Source organism: Burkholderia cepacia complex sp. TUM26381, assembly GCF_057439935.1.
Map to the genome: position 1 here is coordinate 1072796 of NZ_CM172007.1, position 15717 is coordinate 1088512.

Below are 15717 nucleotides of genomic sequence, written 5' to 3' on the forward strand. Positions count from 1 at the left end.
CTCCTTGCGTGGCCGACGGTCTGCGCCGGCCGGGTGGTTGATGAAACTGGAACGGATGAAAAGCGAAACGAATCGATGAAGCGTGGCGGGGCGACGCCGGATCACGCCCAGTGCGCGGGCACCCAGACGCGGCCGGCCCAGTGGGCGGGCACCCACACGACGGCGCGCGGCGGATGCGCGACATACACCGCGCGCGGGGCGACGTACACGGCGCGCGGCAGCGGCGGCGCGAGATACAGGACCTTCGGCGGCGGCGGGGCAACGTAGACGATGCGCGGTGCAGGGGCGACCACGACGGCCTTCGGCGGCGCAACATGCACGACTTTCGGCGGCGGGGGCGTGACGACGACGGCAGCCGGCGCGGGCGGCGGTGCCGCGACGACGACAGCGGCCGGCGCAGGTGCGGGTGCGGCAACGGCGACCGTGGCGTTGGCCGCTGGAGCCGTCACGACCACGGCGGCCGGCGGGGGCGGCACGACCGGCACCACCGGCACGGGTACAGGCACGGGAACCGGCACCGTCCCGCCGGCCACGACCACCGCGCCGCCTGCCGCCGTGCTGCCGTGAATCACCGTCGAGCCGCCGGTCGAGACCGTGCCGCCGTGTACGACCGTCGAGCCGCCCGACGTCGTCACGACGCCCGGCGCCACGCGCGTCGCGCTGCCGGAATGCGTGACGCTGCCGCCATCCGTGCCGGTCACGGTGCCCGAGCGCGAGCAGGTCGAGCCCGCGCAATTCGTCGATGCGGTGTGGCTGGCCGTGTTGCCGCCCGAGCCGGTGATCGTGCCGCTCGACGAGTATTGGCCCGGGCCGTTGCGCGTCACGCTGCCCGACGTCGACGCGCTGCGGCCGTCCGAGCCCGTCAGCGAACCGGTATGCGAGCAGGTGCCGCCCGCGCAGCTCGTGTCGCCGCTGTGCTCGACCGAGCGCCCGTTCGGGCCGACGGCCGTGCCGCTGTTCGAGAACTGGCCCGGCGCGGTGCGCGTGACGGTGCCGGTATTGGTTGCGATGCCGCCGCCGGGGCCGATCACGCCGCCCGCATGCGAGCAGCTGCCGCCGCCGCACGAGCCGGCGTGCGCGCCGCTGAAGGTGCCGTGCGGCGTGTAGGCGGTGCCGTGGCCGGACCAGCCGGCGAAGGCCGGTGCGCTGGCGAGCGTGGCGAGTGCGGCGGCGGTGACGAGGAAGCGGGTTTTCATCGGGTGTCCTTGCGGTTCGTTGCGGTGCACGCAGTGGCGTGGCGACGGGACGAACTTTAGGACGGCGACGCGTGTTCGTCGCGTCATGAAAGATGTCGCGGTGTTACACGTGACGTGCCGTATTTCGGTACGACGAATGCGGGCGCCGGCCGCGCCGGTCGCGGGCATGCGTTGCCGGGAAAGGCTGAGCGCGACGAGAAGAGGGCGTGAAGCAATCCCGGTCGGCGTATGTCGTGCGTGGCCCGAGCAGGTGTCGCGGTGACATGCGGCGACACATTTGCCGACCGATTCAGGCAGGCGCTGCGTCGTGACACGCTTCGCGACACACCTATTGCTATGGACAGCACGCGATGCCCGGGGCCGGAACCCGCTGCGACAGGGCTGTAGCCGACGCGGCATGCTGTCCGGTGAAGGGCGAATGGACGAACGCCCGATCGTCAACGGCAATATCCCCGGGTCGCTCAGCCGTGCCGTTTCGTCGTTTCGTCGATACCTGTCCCGCACACCACCGACCGGCTTCACCACGACATACGGCGACACAGTTTCCGTCGCCCATGCACGCGCCGGGCAACCCGCGACCCGACCGCCAATCCCCACGCACGCGCGGTCACGGCTCATCGAGCGAGCGCATTGCTGCGCGACATACGGCGACATATTTCCCGCGTGGTCTTTCCGTTCCGCGCCCACTACAGTGCGTTCCATTCGACGCGACGGCAGCACGTGCTGCCCATGACGCGTCCGACTCAACCGAAGGAAAGACCCATCATGCTCACCACCACCGGCAAGCTCGCGTACTACGTCACACTTCTCATCGTCGCCGTCTCGCTCGTCGAGGCGGCCGTGCTCACCTGGCGCCGCAGCCGTCAGCCCGAACCGTTCGACTGGAACGAGGTCTGGCTGTCGCTGGCCGATCTCGCGGGCCGCAAGCTGCTCGCGCTGGTGCCGCTGTCGCTCGCCACACCCCTGTTCGATTTCGCGTGGGCGCACCGGCTCTTCACGATCCCGGTCCACAGCGTCGCGCTCGGGCTGCTCGTGTTCGTCGGCCAGGAGTTCTGCTACTACTGGTATCACCGCGCGTCGCATCGTGTGCGTTTCTTCTGGTCGACGCATGCGGTGCATCATTCGCCGAATCAGTTGACGCTGTCGTCCGCATTTCGCCTCGGCTGGACCGGCAAGATCGCCGGCGCCGCGATGTTCTTCACGCCGCTCGTGTGGCTCGGCGTGCGTCCTGAAGCCGTGCTCGCGATCCTGTCGTTCAACCTGATGTACCAGTTCTGGCTGCACAACACGTGGATGCCGAAGCTCGGCTGGCTCGAATACGTGTTCAATACACCGTCCGCGCATCGCGTGCACCATGCGTCGAATCTCGACTACCTCGATGCGAACTACGGCGGCGTGCTGATCGTGTTCGACCGGCTGTTCGGCACCTATGTCGCCGAGCGTGCCGACGAACCGTGCCGCTACGGCCTCGTCACGCCGACGCGCTCGCGCAATCCGTTCGTCGTCGAACTCGAGCACTGGGCGAGCCTCGCCCGCGACGTCGCGACGGCCCGCGACGTATGGACCGCGATCCGTTTCGTGATGCTGCCGCCGGGCTGGCGGCCGGGCAACCTGGGCGAAACGACGGAGGAACTGCGCCGCCGCAGCCTCGTCGCCGTGCGCACGGATGCGTGAACGGCGCTACGCTGTCGGAACTTCGTCAAACCACTCTCGATCCAGGAGAACTCATCGATGGAACACGACCTGAAAGGCAAGGCAGTCGCGATCACCGGCGGATTCGGCCATCTGGGCGTCGCAACGGCCGCGTGGCTCGGCGAGCGCGGCGCACGCGTCGCGCTGATCGGCCGCGGCGCGGCCCCCGATGCCCAGGCGCTGCCCGGCGTACCGGCCGAAGCATTGCGCATCGGCGGCATCGATCTCGTCGATCCGCACGCTGCGGCGCGGGCGCTCGAATCGGTCAACCGCGAATTCGGCCGGGTCGACGCACTGCTGAACATCGCCGGCGCATTCGTGTGGCAGACGATTGCCGACGGCGATGCCGCCACGTGGGACCGCATGTACGATCTGAACGTGAAGACGGCGCTGAACGCGTCGAAGGCCGCGCTGCCGTATTTGCTGGCGAGCCCGGCCGGCCGCGTCGTCAACATCGGCGCGGGCGCGGCGTTCAAGGCGGGCGCGGGCATGGGTGCCTATGCGGCCGCGAAGGCCGGCGTCGCGCGACTCACCGAGGCGCTGGCAGCCGAACTGCTCGATCGCGGCGTGACCGTGAACGCGGTCCTGCCGAGCATCATCGATACGCCGCCGAACCGCGCGGACATGCCCGACGCGGATTTCACGCGCTGGGTGAGGCCCGAGCAGATCGCCGCGACGATCGGGTTCCTGCTGTCGGCCGATGCGCAGGCGATCACCGGTGCATCGATTCCGGTGAGCGGCCGCGTGGCGTAGCGCGCCGGGAAGGGGTTCGCGCGGCGGCCGTGCGTACAATGTCGCACGCGGATTGCGCGACCCGAACCCGAGACCATGAATCAGCCCACTATCCTGATCGTCGAAGATGAACAGGCGATCGCGGACACGATCGTCTATGCCCTCGGCACCGACGGCATGCAGACCGTCCACTGCACGCTCGGGCAGGCGGCGCTCGACCGCCTGCGCGATACGCGCTTCGATCTGATCGTGCTCGACGTCGGCCTGCCGGACCTCAGCGGTTTCGAAGTGTGCCGGCGGCTACGCACCTTCACCGATATTCCGGTGATCTTCCTGACCGCGCGGCACGACGAGATCGACCGGATCGTCGGGCTCGAGATCGGCGCCGACGATTACGTGGTCAAGCCGTTTTCGCCGCGCGAGCTGGCGGCGCGGGTGCGCGTGATCCTGCGCCGCTTCTACCGGACGGTGGCGCCGGAACCGGCACCCGCGCCCGCGCCCGCACCCGCACCCGCACCCGCACCCGCACCCGCACCCGCACCCGCACCCGCACCCGCACCCGCAGCGACGCCGGCCGCCGCGCCGGGTTTCACGCTCGACACCGACGGCGCGCGCGTATCGTGGCTCGGCCACGCGCTGGACCTCACGCGCTACGAATTCGGCCTGCTGGCGCTGCTGGTGCAGCATCCGGGGCGCATCTATTCGCGCGAGCAGTTGATGGACCTCGTCTGGCACGAGGCGCTCGATTCGGCCGACCGCACGGTCGACACGCACATCAAGACGCTGCGCGCCAAGCTGCGCGCGATCGATTCCGAGCGCGACCCGATCCGCACGCATCGCGGGATGGGTTATTCGCTGCAACCGTAACGACCGGCACCGCCCATGCATATCGGCCTGCGCATCTTCTTCGGATTTTTCCTGATCGTCGGCCTGGCCGCGCTGATCACGCTGCGCGTGTTCGTGCAGGAGGTGAAGCCCGGCGTGCGCGAAGCGATGGAGGACACGCTCGTCGACACCGCGCAGGTGCTGGCGACGCTGGCCGCCGACGACATGGCGAACGGGCATATCGCCGACGGCGCGTTCGCGCGGCAGCTCGGGACACTGCACGAGCGCCCGGTCAGCGCGAACGTGTGGGGCATCCAGAAGAACGCGATCGGCTATCGCCTCTACATCACCGACGCGCACGGCATCGTGCGCTACGACTCGTCCGGCAGCGCGCTCGGGCAGGACTATTCGCGCTGGAACGACGTGTACCGCACGCTGCGCGGCGAATACGGCGCGCGCAGCACGCGCAGCGATCCGAACGACGACAGCAGCACCGTGATGCACGTCGCGGCGCCGATCCGGCGCGGCAACGAGATCATCGGCGTGCTGACGATCGCGAAGCCGAACCAGACGGTCGCGCCGTTCATCGCACGCAGCCAGCGCAAGATCATGCTGTACGGTGCGTTGCTGATGGGCGGCGCGATCCTGATCGGCGTGGCGTGCACGTGGTGGCTGGTGCTCGGGCTGCGGCGCCTGCAGCGCTATGCGCGCGCGATCGCGGCCGGCGAGCGCGCGACGATGCCGCTGCAGGGCGCGAACGAGCTGGCGGAGCTCGGGCGCGCGGTGGAAAGCATGCATCAGCGGCTGGAGGACCGGCAGTACGTCGAAACCTATATCCACACGCTCACGCATGAGATGAAGAGCCCGCTGGCTGCGATCAGCGGCGCGGCCGAGCTGCTGCAGGAAGACATGCCGGTTGCGAACCGCCGGCGCTTCACCGAGAACATCCGCCGCCAGGCCGGCCGCCTCGAACAGATGATCCGCAAGCTGCTCGCGCTCGCCGAAGTCGAGCAGAAGCAGCGCCTGTCGGTGCACGAGCCGGTCGCGCTGCGGCGGGTGCTCGAACAGCTGATCGACGATATCGAGCCGCGCGCGCGGCAGCGTGGCGTGAACCTGCGGATCGACGCGAACGATGCGGCGGAACCGGCGGTCGTCGAAGGCGATCCGTTCTTGCTGCGCCAGGCGCTCGGCAACCTGCTCGACAATGCGCTGGATTTCGCGCCGCGGGGCAGCACGATCCGGATCGCGCTCGAACGGCAGCCGGCGGGCAGGGCGCACGTCGCGATCGTGCGCGTCGACGACGACGGCCCCGGCGTGCCCGACTACGCGCTGGCGCGCGTGTTCGAGCGCTTCTATTCGCTGCCGCGCCCGGACGGGCAGGATCGCAGCACGGGCCTCGGGCTGTGTTTCGTCCGCGAAGTCGCGATGCTGCACCTCGGCCAGGTCGCGCTGGCCAACCGCGCCGAAGGCGGCGCGTGCGCGACGCTCACGCTGCCGTCGGCCGGCTGAGCGCGCTTCACGTTCGCCACACATTCGCTTCACACCGGCCTCAATCGCCCTTCACCGGGCCCGCTCATGCTGACCGTATCTTCCACTCCGGTACGTGTCAGCAATGAATCGAGTCCTGTTGTTCAAGTCCGTGATCACCGCGTTTCTCGCGCTGGCGATCCTGATCCCGCTGCAGATGGTCCAGAGCATCGTGCGGGAACGCGCCGACTATCGGCAGAGTGCGCTGCAGAGCATCTGGGCGAGCTACGCGGGGCCGCAGACGGTGACCGGGCCGGTGCTCGTCGTGCATTACACGGAAGTCACGCGCGTGCGCGACGACTCGCCGGCCGGCGGCAAGACGAAGACGAGCCTGCGAAGCGAGACGAAGCGCCTGCTCGTGTTTCCGAAGACACTGAACGTCGACGGCACGTTGTCGGTCAGCGTGCGCTATCGCGGCATCCACAAGGCGCTGGTGTACGGGCTCGACAGCCGGATGACGGGCACGCTGCCGCTGCCCGACCTGAAGAAGCTGCCGCAGGCCGACGGTCACGTGAGCTTCAAGATCGACAGCGCGTACGTCACGCTCGGCATCGGCGATCTTCGCGGGCTGAAGGCGCAACCCGACCTGCGCATCGGCGGCAAGCCGCTCGACGTGGAGCAGGGCACGCGGCTGGACAGCCTGCGCCAGGGCGTGCATGCGAATGTCGATCTCGCGGCATTGATGGACGCAAACGCAGGGGCGGCGGTCGTGCCGTTCAGCGTCGGCCTGCCGCTGGCGGGGGCGGAATCGGTTGCGTTCGCGCCGGTGGGCGACCAGAACGACTTTTCGCTGAAATCGACGTGGCCGCATCCGAGCTTCGGCGGCGAGTTCCTGCCGGCCGAGCGCACGATCGATGCGCGCGGCTTCGTCAGCAACTGGCACGTGACGTCGTTCAACACGAAGGCGCGCGAGCAGGTCGCGGTCGGCAACGGTGAAGGGGCGATCGAGATGGCGTCGGTGTCGGTGATCGAACCCGTGAACGTCTATCTGCAGGCCGAACGCGCGACGAAATACGGTGCGCTGTTCGTGATGCTCACGTTCGCGAGCTTCTTCATGTACGAACTCGTGAAGCGGCTGCGCATTCACCCGATCCAGTACACGCTGGTCGGCCTGTCGCTCGCGCTGTTCTTCCTGTTGCTGCTGAGCCTGTCCGAGCACATCGCGTTCGGCTATGCGTATCTCGCGGCGAGCGGCGCATGCATCGGGCTGCTCGGCTTCTACCTGTCGTTCGTGCTGCACAGCGTGAAGCGCGGCGCGACGTTCACGGTGCTGCTCGCGATGCTGTATGCGGCGCTCTACGGGCTGTTGCTGTCCGAGGACAATGCGCTGATGCTCGGTTCGCTGCTGCTGTTCGCGATCCTCGCCGGCATCATGACGCTGACGCGCCGCGTCGACTGGTATTCGCTCGGCGCCGCGTGGCAGCCGCTGTCTGACAAGCCGGGGGCGGCGAAACCGGGGGCGCCGGCGAAGTAACTGCGCGGGTGGCGAGCAAGCGCGCCGGCCGGGAATGCTTCGGCCGGCGCGCGTTTTTGCGCGGGGCGGCCAGGTTTCATGTGTGCGCTGCCGGCCGGCGAAAGCGCGCGAGCGGAATTTCGGCGACGGCCGTGATCTCGATCAGCAGGTCGGGATGGTAGAGACGCTCGACCTGGACGGTCGTCGTCACCGGATAGGGTTCGGCGAAGTAAGCCTTGCGGATGTCGCCGGCCTGCATGAAAGCGTCGATGTCGGTGGCGTAGTGGGCGAGCGAGATCACGTCCTGCATCTGCCCGCCCATCGCGGCCAGTACGTCGCGGATATTGTCGAGCGTCTGGCGTACCTGGGTGCGCATGTCGCGCTGGCCGACAACCTGCCCGTCGCGGTCGAGCGCGACTTGCCCCTTCAGATGCACGATCCTTCCGTCGCCCTGGATCACGGCCATCGAGAACGCGCCGAACGGCGCCCAGACTTCCGGTGGATTCACGGCTTCGGCCATCGCGCAGCTCCGGTGGGGCGGGAACGGGGCGGCCGCAACGGAGCGCTGCGTTCGCCATCGCGACATTATGGAGGGTTCATCGTCGACCCGGCCGGCCTGCTGAAAGCGGCGATGGCCCGGATCGCCCTATACTGACCATTCCACATCACCGGACCACGCCGTGCCGAACCAAGTTTCCGGGGATCCGTCCGTCGACGATCCCCGTCCGACCCCACCTGAACAACCCGAACTGGAAGACTGCTGCAACAGCGGCTGTTCGCCGTGCGTTTTCGACCTCTACGACGAAGCACTCGCGCGCTATCGCGTCGAGCTGGCCGAATGGGAGGCGCGGCAAGCAGAGCGCAAGCAGCCCCATTGAACCGGGTGCCGGCGCGTGCCTGCGCCGTTGACGATTCGGCTTCTGCCGACGCTGCCATCCCTGTCCGGCTACGCGCCTGCGTGTAGCCGCCGGTGCAGCGGCCCGAGCGCCGTCGACAGTGCGATGCACGCCACCAACACGACCGTCAGCGTGAACATCGACGTCCTGAACCCCTGCACGTAGTCGAGCGCGGCCGGATGCACGCCGAGCCGCGCGAAGAACACGCCGCCGATCGTCGCGGCGCCGACGGCCGCGCCGATCTGCAGCATCGCGCTGACCATTCCTGACGCGACGCCCGCGCGGGCCGCATCGACTTCCGCGAGCACGATGCGCACGACCGACGGCAATACGAGTCCTTGACCGATCCCGATCGCCGCGATGCCCGCATAAAAACCGGGCCCCGGCGCGCCTGCGCGGGCGAGCGCGGCGGTGGCCGTGACGCCGGCCGCGAGCATCACGAAGCCGAGCGTCAGCACGCGATACCCGCCGAACCGGGCGACCAGGCGCGGCATCAGCAGCGGGCTCGCGAGGAAGCCGAGCCCGAGCGGCAGGATCGCGAACCCGGACGCGAGCGGCGACCAGTTCAGGCAGCCCTGCAGATAGATCCCGTAGCTCAGGAAGAATGCGCTCAGCATGTAGAACAGGAATGCGAGCACGAGCCCGAGCGCGACGACCGGGTTGCGGAACAGGCGCACGTCGAGCAGCGGATCGCGGCCACCGGCGAGCCGGCGCGATTCGACCGCCAGCAGCGCGCCGAGCATCGGCAGCGCGCCGACGAGGCACGCGATCATCCACAGCGGCCAGCCGGCCTCGCGGCCGTGCGTGAGCGGATACACGAGCATCAGCAGGAACAGCGACATCAGCACCGTGCCCGGCACGTCGATGCGCTGGCCGCGCGGCGGCCGGTTTTCCGGGATGAAGCGCCAGCTGCCGATCAGCGCCAGGATGCCGATCGGCAGATTGACGAGGAAGATCGCGCGCCAGCCGAGCCCGAACGGATGCAGGCTGATCAGCGCGCCGCCGCCGAGCTGGCCGATCACGGCCGCGAGGCCGAACGCGAATCCGTAGAAGCCCATCACGCGCACCTGTTCCTGCGGGCTGAACACGCTGCGGATCGTCGCGAGCACCTGCGGCGCGAGGATCGCGGCGAACAGGCCCTGCAGCACCCGGCCGCCGACCAGCACCGTGCCGTTGCCGGCCAGCCCGCACAGCGTCGACGCGAGCACGAAGCCGGCCATGCCGAGCATGAACATGCGCTTGCGGCCGTACAGGTCGCCGAGGCGGCCGCCCGTGATCTGCACGACCGCGCTCGCGCACGCATACGCCGACACGACGAGCTGCAATTCGGCCGGGCGCGCGCCGATGCCGTCGCGGATGGCCGGCAGCGCAAGATTCACGATGAAGTAGTCGAGCGGCGGCAGAATGGCGCCGACCAGCAGGACCACGAGCGCCCAGCCGTGATGGCTGCGCGGCGTCGCCGCGGCAGCCGCGCCGGCCGGCGCGCAGGGGGCAAGAGTGGGGTTCGTCATGGAAGCAGGATCCGAAAAATGAGGGCCGCATGCGCGATCGACGCACGCAGGCCGTTGACTCCGTATTCTGGCGATGGCCCATGATTCGGAAAAGCGGGAAAGAGTGGTAGCATCCATCGGGTTATTCGATGGATGGGCATGACCATGCGCGGTTTCGACCTGGACCAGTTGCGTACTTTCGCGGCAGTCGCGGACGCCGGCAGCCTGACGGCCGCTGCGCCGCTGCTGCATCTGTCGCAATCGACGGTCAGCGAGCAGGTGCGCAAGCTCGAAGCGCGGGCCGGGGTGCCGCTGTTCGTGCGCAGCAAGCGCGGCGTCGAGCCGACGCCGGCCGGCACGCGGCTGCTGCAGCACGCGCGGCGTATCGTGGCGCTGAACGAGGCCGCGTTCGACGAACTGCGCGGGCAGGCGATCCAGGGCGAACTGCGCGTCGCGATCACCGACTACTTCCGCACGAATGAGGTGGCAGGCATGCTGGCGCGGCTGCGGGAGTGCTACCCCCAGCTGAGCCTGCACGTGAGCGCGATGAAGAGCGTGGAGATCGAGGCGGCGCATGCGCGGGGGCAGATCGATCTCGGCGTCGTGATGAACATGTCGAGCGGGCCGTTCCGGCCGGCGTCAGCCGATACGCGCTGGGTGCTGCGGCGCGAACCGCTGTCGTGGGTCGCGTCGCCCGTGCTCGCCGAGCAGTTGCCCGAGCCGCTGCCGCTCGTGCTGCTGCCGGACGACTGCATGATGCATCAGGTCGCCGTGCGCGCGCTCGACGAGCAGCACACGCCGTACGCGCTCGTGCACAGTGCGTCGGGGGTCGCGGGGCTGCAGTCGATGGTCGCGGCGGGGCTCGGGGTCGGCTGTCTGTGCGCATCGGCGATCGGCGACGGCCTGATGCGGCTCGGCACGAAATACCGGTTGCCGCCGTTGCCCGACGCGGTGTTTTCGCTGACGCCGCCGATGCCGGGCGAACGCGAGACCGTCACCCAGGCGCGCGAGGTGCTGTCGCGCCAATTGCTGATGTAAAACCAGGCCGCGCGACACGCGGCGGCGCGTATCCGAGCGGCGCGCCAGGGGAAGACAGGCATGAACGACGAACTGAAAAACCAGATGGCCGCCAGGCTGCAGGACGCGCTGGAACGCGTGGTCGACGAGCGTTCGCTGATCCAGTTCCTGCGCGTGCTCGGCCACGACTGGCACAAGGAGCGGCAGCTCGAGGCCGATGCGCCGCCGTCGCCGTACGCCCGTGCCGCGCTTGGCTGGGAAAACCGTTCGATCGGCGAGTACCTGGAAGCCATGGTCGAGTGGGCCGAGGCATCGGAGGAGGGGCTGCGCTTCTACGACGTGCCCGACAATCCCTGGCGACGCATCGCGGACATCCTGTTCTCCGGGAAAATCTACGAATAGCGCGGCGCGCGCTTGCTACTCGATGGCTTCTCCATCGGCATACGCGCGCAACCCGGTCGCCAGTGCGTCGAACACGGCCCGGCAGCGCGGGCTCGCCCGCAGGTCCTCGTGCATCACGACCCAGGTTTCCAGCCGCATCGAAGGCCCGTCCGGCAACACGCGCACGAGCCGCGTGTCGCGTTTCGCGAGCGCCGACTGGCAGAAGCCGATCCCGTAGCCCGCGCGGATCATCGCGAGCTGCGCGAGGTTGCTGTCGGTGCGAAGCGCGAACGACTCGCGCTTCCAGAGCGGCATCCCGCGCCCCGCCGAGCGGATGAACGGCGTGACCGTATCGAAACCGATCAGCGCATGATGCGCGAGTGCGTCGACCGTCACGGGCGCGCCGTGGTGCGCCAGGTAATCGTCGCGCGCATACAGTCCGACCTCGATTTCGCCGACGCGCCGCGCGACGAGCGCGTCCTGCGCGGGCGGCGCCATCCGGACCGCGATGTCGGCCTCGCGCTTCAGCACGTCCTGGATGCGGTCGGTCGGCACCAGTTCGATGACGAGCCCCGGATGGTCGCGCCGCAATTGCGCGAGCATCGGCGGCAGCACCTCGACGGCAATGACGTCGCTGGCCGAGATCCGCACGATGCCGCGCACGCCCGCGCCGTGGCTCGCCGCCGCGCGTTCGAACGCGGCCGCCGCGCTGCGCAGCGCTTCCGCATGACCGCGCAGCGCAAGCGCGGCCTCGGTCGGCAGCAGGCCCGACGGCGAGCGCGTGAACAGCGTCTGGCCGAACGCGGCTTCGAGCGCGGCGACGTGGCGGCCGGCCGTCGGCTGCGTAATGCCGAGCGCGCGCGCCGCGCCGGACAGCGAGCCTTCCGTCAGCACCGCGAGGAAGGTGCGGTAGCGTTCCCAGTTCAGATCGATGGTCATACATAAATGTATAGCCGATGTGCTGAGCTAGGCAATTCCTTGTTATGAGCCGGCGCGCCAGAATGCGTCTCACGATGGTTCATTCAAGGAGAGCGGCAATGACGACGGACGCAGGCGGGACGCAACGGCAGGCACTCGTGCTCGGCGCGAGCGGCGGAATTGGCGGGGAAGTCGCGCGGCAGTTGCGCGATGCAGGCTGGCAGGTGCGGGCGCTCAAGCGCGGGCTCGATGCCGAGATCGTGGAACGCGACGGCATTACGTGGCTCCGCGGCGACGCGCTGGATCGCGATGCGGTGGTCCGCGCCGCGCGCGGCTGCAGCGTGATCGTGCATGCGGTGAACCCGCCCGGATACCGGAACTGGGCCGAGCAGGTGCTGCCGATGGTCGACAACTCGATCGCGGCGGCCCGGGCCGCACAGGCGACCATCGTGCTGCCCGGTACGATCTACAACTTCGGCGCCGACGCGTTTCCGGTGCTGCGGGAAGATGCGCCGCAGCATCCGTCGACCCGCAAGGGCGCGATTCGCGTCGAAATGGAGCGGCGGCTGCAGGACGCCAGCGAGCACGGCGTGCGGGCGATCGTCGTGCGAGCCGGCGATTTCTTCGGGCCGCACCTGGGCAACAGCTGGTTCTCGCAGGGGCTGATCAAGCCCGGGCGGCCCGTCGCGGCGATCAGCGTGCCGAGCCGCGGCATCGGCCATCAATGGTCGTACGTGCCGGACGTGGCCCGCACGATGCTCGAGTTGATCGAGCGGCGCGAGACGCTGGAGCCGTTCGCGCGTTTTCACCTGGGCGGGCACTGGGACGAGGACGGCACGCAGATGGCGCTGGCCGTGCAACGGGTCGCGCAACGGCACGGGATGCGGCCGGCGCTGCGCAATTTCCCGTGGTGGATCGTCTGGGCGGCCGCGCCGTTCGTGACGACGCTGCGCGAGTTGCTCGAGATGCGTTACCTGTGGCGCGAACCGATCCGGATGGACAACGCGCGCGTCACCGCAGTGCTTGGCCGCGAGCCGGTGACGCCGCTCGATACGGCGGTGGAGGCGACGCTGGCCGGGCTCGGGTGTCTCAAGTGAGCCAGGGCCCGTGCCACGGTCATGGCCGGGCACGGGCAAGCATCCTCGCGCAGTGAAGAACCCGCGGGACAACAATTCTCCACATACCCGGGCGCGTCCGATGAGCATCATGTCGGTCAATACCGACAATGCGAAAACGGGGGCGCGATGTTGTATTTCGGACGGAAAGTGTGGGTTGCAGCGGCCATTATTTCCACATTGAGCGGTTGCACCGACCTGGCCGGCGTTCTGTATTGCGACAACTCACAGTTCAATTTTCCTGACTACCACTGTTTTCAACCCTATCGGTAGGCACAGGCGCGGCGACTGAAACCCTCCGCGCCTGCGTGCCGTGCGGTTTTTCGCTGCCCGTCACGCCACGACCGGCAACACCTCGACCGCATACCGGTGCCGCAGGCTGCGCCCGAGCACCGGATCGTGCAGTTCCATCTCGAACGCATCGCCGTCGCCCATGGCCGCGATCGCGCCGTGCACGGCGACCGTACCGCCATACATCGCGCAGCGCGCCGGCATCGTGCGGCGGTCGTCAAAACGCTGCCACAGCACGTCCGGTGCGAGCAGCCCACTCACCGCACCGTGCTGGTACGCGATCCGTTCGCCGTTGCGTGCAATCAGCCACGACCGCATCTCGATCGCGTCCCAGTGATCGGCGACGTCCGCATAACGCCATGCGTCGCGTCCGAGTGGTTTCGCACAGACCTGCTTCGATACCGCGACGCCGTACGCCTCGACTTCGCGATCCGTATGATCGGAGCCGACCGTGACCAGCGTGCCGGCCGGGCTGTCGACCAGCACGCATTCGATCTCGCCGCCCGAGCGCGCACCGAGCGCGCCGATCGACGGCGCCTGCGTGAGCAGGGCGGGCGCCACGCGGTAGAAGCACGGCGTGGTCGACGGCGGCGCGACGCCGAGTGCCGCGAGTTCGTCGATATGCGCCTGGATCGCGGCCGGGTCGCGGCCGGCCCAGCCGGCAATCACGACGCGCTCGATGTCGACGTCGGCGGCGGCCGGCGCGCCTTGCAGGGGAATCACGTTGAACGACAGGGTTGGCATGCGGATATCCGTTTGAAGTGCGAAGGAATGAACCGGCTGGCGGAGACGCTCAATCCTCGAGCGGCCGGTGTGCGGTCTCGCGCGCGGCGAGCAGCGCGATCGACGTGACGACGAGCGCGGCGGTGACGTACAGCGACACCGCCGTCGTCGTGCCCGTCTGCCGGAACAGCGCGGCGATCACGAGCGGCGCGAAGCCGCCGCCGACGATGCCCGCGAGCGTGTACGCGAGCGACGAGCCGGCATAGCGCACGCGGGTCGGGAACTGTTCGGTCACGAACGCGCCCTGCGGGCCGTACATCACCGCGTGGATCACGAGGCCGATCGCCACGGCCGCGACGATCGCGGCGGGGCGCGCCGAATCGAGCATCGCGAAGAACGCGAACGCCCACACGATGCCGGCCATTGCGCCGGCGAGATACACGGGCCGGCGGCCGAAGCGGTCCGACAGCGCGCCGAAGAACGGCACGGCGAGCGCATTGCAGGCCGTGCCGATCATCACGGCCGTCAGTGCGACGGGGCGCGACAGGTGCAGCACGGTCGTCACGTAGGTCAGCGTGAACACGACGATCAGCGCATACAGCACGTCCGAGCCGATCCGCGAGCCGCCCGCGATGAGCAGGCGCTTCCAGTGATACTTCAGCACATCGGCGACGGGTACTTCGGCGGTCGCGTGCGATTCGGCAAGCTGCTCGAACTGCGGCGTTTCGTCGACGCCGCGCCGCAGCCAGAAGCCGAACACGACGAGCAGCGCGCTGGCCGCGAACGGCACGCGCCAGCCCCACGACAGGAAGTTGTCGGACGTGGTCGACAGCGTCACGAGCGCGATGCAGCCGGTGCCGAGCAGCGTGCCGAACGACGGGCCGATCTGCGTCCACGACGCGGACAGCCCGCGCCGCTTCTGGTCGCCGTGTTCGACCGACAGCAGCACCGCGCCGGCCCATTCTCCGCCGAGCGCGACGCCTTGCACGAAACGCAGCGCGACGAGCAGGATCGGGCTCAGGATGCCGGCCTGCGCATAGGTCGGCAGCGCACCCATCAGCGCGGTCGTCACGCCCATCAGCACGAGCGTGAGCATCAGCACCGCGCGGCGGCCGATGCGGTCGCCGAGGTTGCCGAACACGAAACCGCCGAGCGGGCGCGACACGTAGCCGACTGCATAGGTCGAGAACGCGAGGATCGTGCCGGCCAGCGGATCGACCGACGGGAAGAACAGGTGGTTGAAAACGAGCGCGGCGAGTGTGTTGTAGATCGTGAAGTCGTACCACTCGAGCGACGTGCCGATCATGCTCGCGGTCGCGAGTCGGCTAGTGCGGACGCGGCGTGGCGCGTGGGCGGCGGGCTGGGCGAGAGTGCTCATGGTATCGGGCAGGTCGTGACGGATGACGGGGGGAAATCGCGGGGCCGGCGTGTCGGCCGCGTGTGAATGCGGCACGGCGGGCG

The 15717-nt window shown here is 69.0% G+C and carries 15 protein-coding genes; 9 read left to right on the plus strand and 6 right to left on the minus strand.

Going from position 1 to position 15717, the window contains the following annotated elements; all coding sequences use genetic code 11:
- Positions 1-101: 101 nt before the first annotated feature.
- Positions 102-1196, minus strand: coding sequence for a hypothetical protein (locus ACWMMN_RS21620; RefSeq protein ID WP_256086136.1), 1095 nt, complete (start codon positions 1194-1196; stop codon positions 102-104).
- Positions 1197-1961: 765 nt separating this feature from the next.
- Between ACWMMN_RS21620 and ACWMMN_RS21625 the strand changes: the two genes are divergently transcribed.
- The 5 genes from ACWMMN_RS21625 to creD all read left to right on the plus strand — a co-directional run bounded on the left by ACWMMN_RS21625 (position 1962) and on the right by creD (position 7446).
- Positions 1962-2870, plus strand: coding sequence for a sterol desaturase family protein (locus tag ACWMMN_RS21625; protein ID WP_059240951.1), 909 nt, complete (start codon positions 1962-1964; stop codon positions 2868-2870).
- A 57-nt stretch (positions 2871-2927) separates the two neighbouring features.
- The gene (locus ACWMMN_RS21630) at positions 2928-3641 is read left to right on the plus strand and encodes an SDR family NAD(P)-dependent oxidoreductase (RefSeq protein ID WP_342705231.1); all 714 of its coding nucleotides are present in this window, start codon (positions 2928-2930) and stop codon (positions 3639-3641) included.
- Positions 3642-3716: 75 nt separating this feature from the next.
- Positions 3717-4487, plus strand: coding sequence for a two-component system response regulator CreB (locus ACWMMN_RS21635; RefSeq protein WP_486423933.1), 771 nt, complete (start codon positions 3717-3719; stop codon positions 4485-4487).
- Positions 4488-4502: 15 nt separating this feature from the next.
- Positions 4503-5954, plus strand: coding sequence for a two-component system sensor histidine kinase CreC (creC, locus tag ACWMMN_RS21640; protein ID WP_059239842.1), 1452 nt, complete (start codon positions 4503-4505; stop codon positions 5952-5954).
- Between the two features lie 103 nt (positions 5955-6057).
- On the plus strand, positions 6058-7446 hold the full coding sequence (gene creD, locus ACWMMN_RS21645) for a cell envelope integrity protein CreD (protein ID WP_486423934.1): 1389 nt from the start codon (positions 6058-6060) through the stop codon (positions 7444-7446).
- A 76-nt stretch (positions 7447-7522) separates the two neighbouring features.
- Here creD and ACWMMN_RS21650 read toward each other — a convergent pair whose 3' ends face one another.
- Positions 7523-7945, minus strand: a complete 423-nt coding sequence (locus ACWMMN_RS21650) for a RidA family protein (RefSeq protein ID WP_486423935.1) — start codon at positions 7943-7945, stop codon at positions 7523-7525.
- A gap of 160 nt (positions 7946-8105) precedes the next feature.
- Between ACWMMN_RS21650 and ACWMMN_RS21655 the strand changes: the two genes are divergently transcribed.
- Complete coding sequence (locus ACWMMN_RS21655) at positions 8106-8303, plus strand: oxidoreductase-like domain-containing protein (protein WP_081052008.1); 198 nt, start codon at positions 8106-8108, stop codon at positions 8301-8303.
- Between the two features lie 68 nt (positions 8304-8371).
- On the opposite strand, the gene ACWMMN_RS21660 is transcribed toward ACWMMN_RS21655, so the two are convergent.
- Positions 8372-9832 carry an MFS transporter gene (locus ACWMMN_RS21660; RefSeq protein ID WP_342705229.1) on the minus strand — a complete coding sequence of 487 codons (1461 nt, stop codon included), beginning with the start codon at positions 9830-9832 and terminating at the stop codon, positions 8372-8374.
- 144 nt (positions 9833-9976) lie between these two features.
- Here ACWMMN_RS21660 and ACWMMN_RS21665 point away from each other — a divergent pair, with 144 nt between their 5' ends.
- Both ACWMMN_RS21665 and ACWMMN_RS21670 read left to right on the plus strand, forming a co-directional pair.
- Entirely contained in the window at positions 9977-10849 is an 873-nt protein-coding gene (locus tag ACWMMN_RS21665) for a LysR family transcriptional regulator (RefSeq protein ID WP_340624762.1), read from the plus strand.
- Positions 10850-10909: 60 nt separating this feature from the next.
- Positions 10910-11230, plus strand: coding sequence for a DUF7660 family protein (locus ACWMMN_RS21670; RefSeq protein WP_059239852.1), 321 nt, complete (start codon positions 10910-10912; stop codon positions 11228-11230).
- Positions 11231-11245: 15 nt separating this feature from the next.
- Here the strand turns inward: ACWMMN_RS21670 and ACWMMN_RS21675 are convergent, their stop codons facing one another.
- Positions 11246-12148 (minus strand): LysR family transcriptional regulator, encoded by a 903-nt coding sequence (locus ACWMMN_RS21675; protein ID WP_342705228.1) that lies wholly within the window; start codon positions 12146-12148, stop codon positions 11246-11248.
- Positions 12149-12246: 98 nt separating this feature from the next.
- Between ACWMMN_RS21675 and ACWMMN_RS21680 the strand changes: the two genes are divergently transcribed.
- A complete protein-coding gene (locus ACWMMN_RS21680) occupies positions 12247-13224 on the plus strand; it encodes an NAD-dependent epimerase/dehydratase family protein (RefSeq protein ID WP_174991349.1) in 978 nt (325 codons plus the stop codon).
- A 351-nt stretch (positions 13225-13575) separates the two neighbouring features.
- Here the strand turns inward: ACWMMN_RS21680 and ACWMMN_RS21685 are convergent, their stop codons facing one another.
- Together ACWMMN_RS21685 and ACWMMN_RS21690 are read right to left on the minus strand one after the other, a co-directional pair.
- On the minus strand, positions 13576-14277 hold the full coding sequence (locus tag ACWMMN_RS21685; RefSeq protein ID WP_059239858.1) for a DUF2848 domain-containing protein: 702 nt from the start codon (positions 14275-14277) through the stop codon (positions 13576-13578).
- Positions 14278-14326: 49 nt separating this feature from the next.
- Positions 14327-15646: an MFS transporter gene (locus ACWMMN_RS21690; protein ID WP_256087294.1), complete on the minus strand. Its 1320-nt coding sequence runs from the start codon at positions 15644-15646 to the stop codon at positions 14327-14329.
- Positions 15647-15717 lie beyond the last annotated feature (71 nt).

What these genes read in the sequence shown, in the direction of transcription:
- ACWMMN_RS21620 (WP_256086136.1), bottom strand. Translation starts at nt 1,196, where the DNA reads ATGAAAACCCGCTTCCTCGTCACCGCCGCCGCACTCGCCACGCTCGCC.
- ACWMMN_RS21625 (WP_059240951.1), top strand. Translation starts at nt 1,962, where the DNA reads ATGCTCACCACCACCGGCAAGCTCGCGTACTACGTCACACTTCTCATC.
- ACWMMN_RS21630 (WP_342705231.1), top strand. Translation starts at nt 2,928, where the DNA reads ATGGAACACGACCTGAAAGGCAAGGCAGTCGCGATCACCGGCGGATTC.
- ACWMMN_RS21635 (WP_486423933.1), top strand. Translation starts at nt 3,717, where the DNA reads ATGAATCAGCCCACTATCCTGATCGTCGAAGATGAACAGGCGATCGCG.
- creC (WP_059239842.1), top strand. Translation starts at nt 4,503, where the DNA reads ATGCATATCGGCCTGCGCATCTTCTTCGGATTTTTCCTGATCGTCGGC.
- creD (WP_486423934.1), top strand. Translation starts at nt 6,058, where the DNA reads ATGAATCGAGTCCTGTTGTTCAAGTCCGTGATCACCGCGTTTCTCGCG.
- ACWMMN_RS21650 (WP_486423935.1), bottom strand. Translation starts at nt 7,945, where the DNA reads ATGGCCGAAGCCGTGAATCCACCGGAAGTCTGGGCGCCGTTCGGCGCG.
- ACWMMN_RS21660 (WP_342705229.1), bottom strand. Translation starts at nt 9,832, where the DNA reads ATGACGAACCCCACTCTTGCCCCCTGCGCGCCGGCCGGCGCGGCTGCC.
- ACWMMN_RS21665 (WP_340624762.1), top strand. Translation starts at nt 9,977, where the DNA reads ATGCGCGGTTTCGACCTGGACCAGTTGCGTACTTTCGCGGCAGTCGCG.
- ACWMMN_RS21670 (WP_059239852.1), top strand. Translation starts at nt 10,910, where the DNA reads ATGAACGACGAACTGAAAAACCAGATGGCCGCCAGGCTGCAGGACGCG.
- ACWMMN_RS21675 (WP_342705228.1), bottom strand. Translation starts at nt 12,148, where the DNA reads ATGACCATCGATCTGAACTGGGAACGCTACCGCACCTTCCTCGCGGTG.
- ACWMMN_RS21680 (WP_174991349.1), top strand. Translation starts at nt 12,247, where the DNA reads ATGACGACGGACGCAGGCGGGACGCAACGGCAGGCACTCGTGCTCGGC.
- ACWMMN_RS21685 (WP_059239858.1), bottom strand. Translation starts at nt 14,277, where the DNA reads ATGCCAACCCTGTCGTTCAACGTGATTCCCCTGCAAGGCGCGCCGGCC.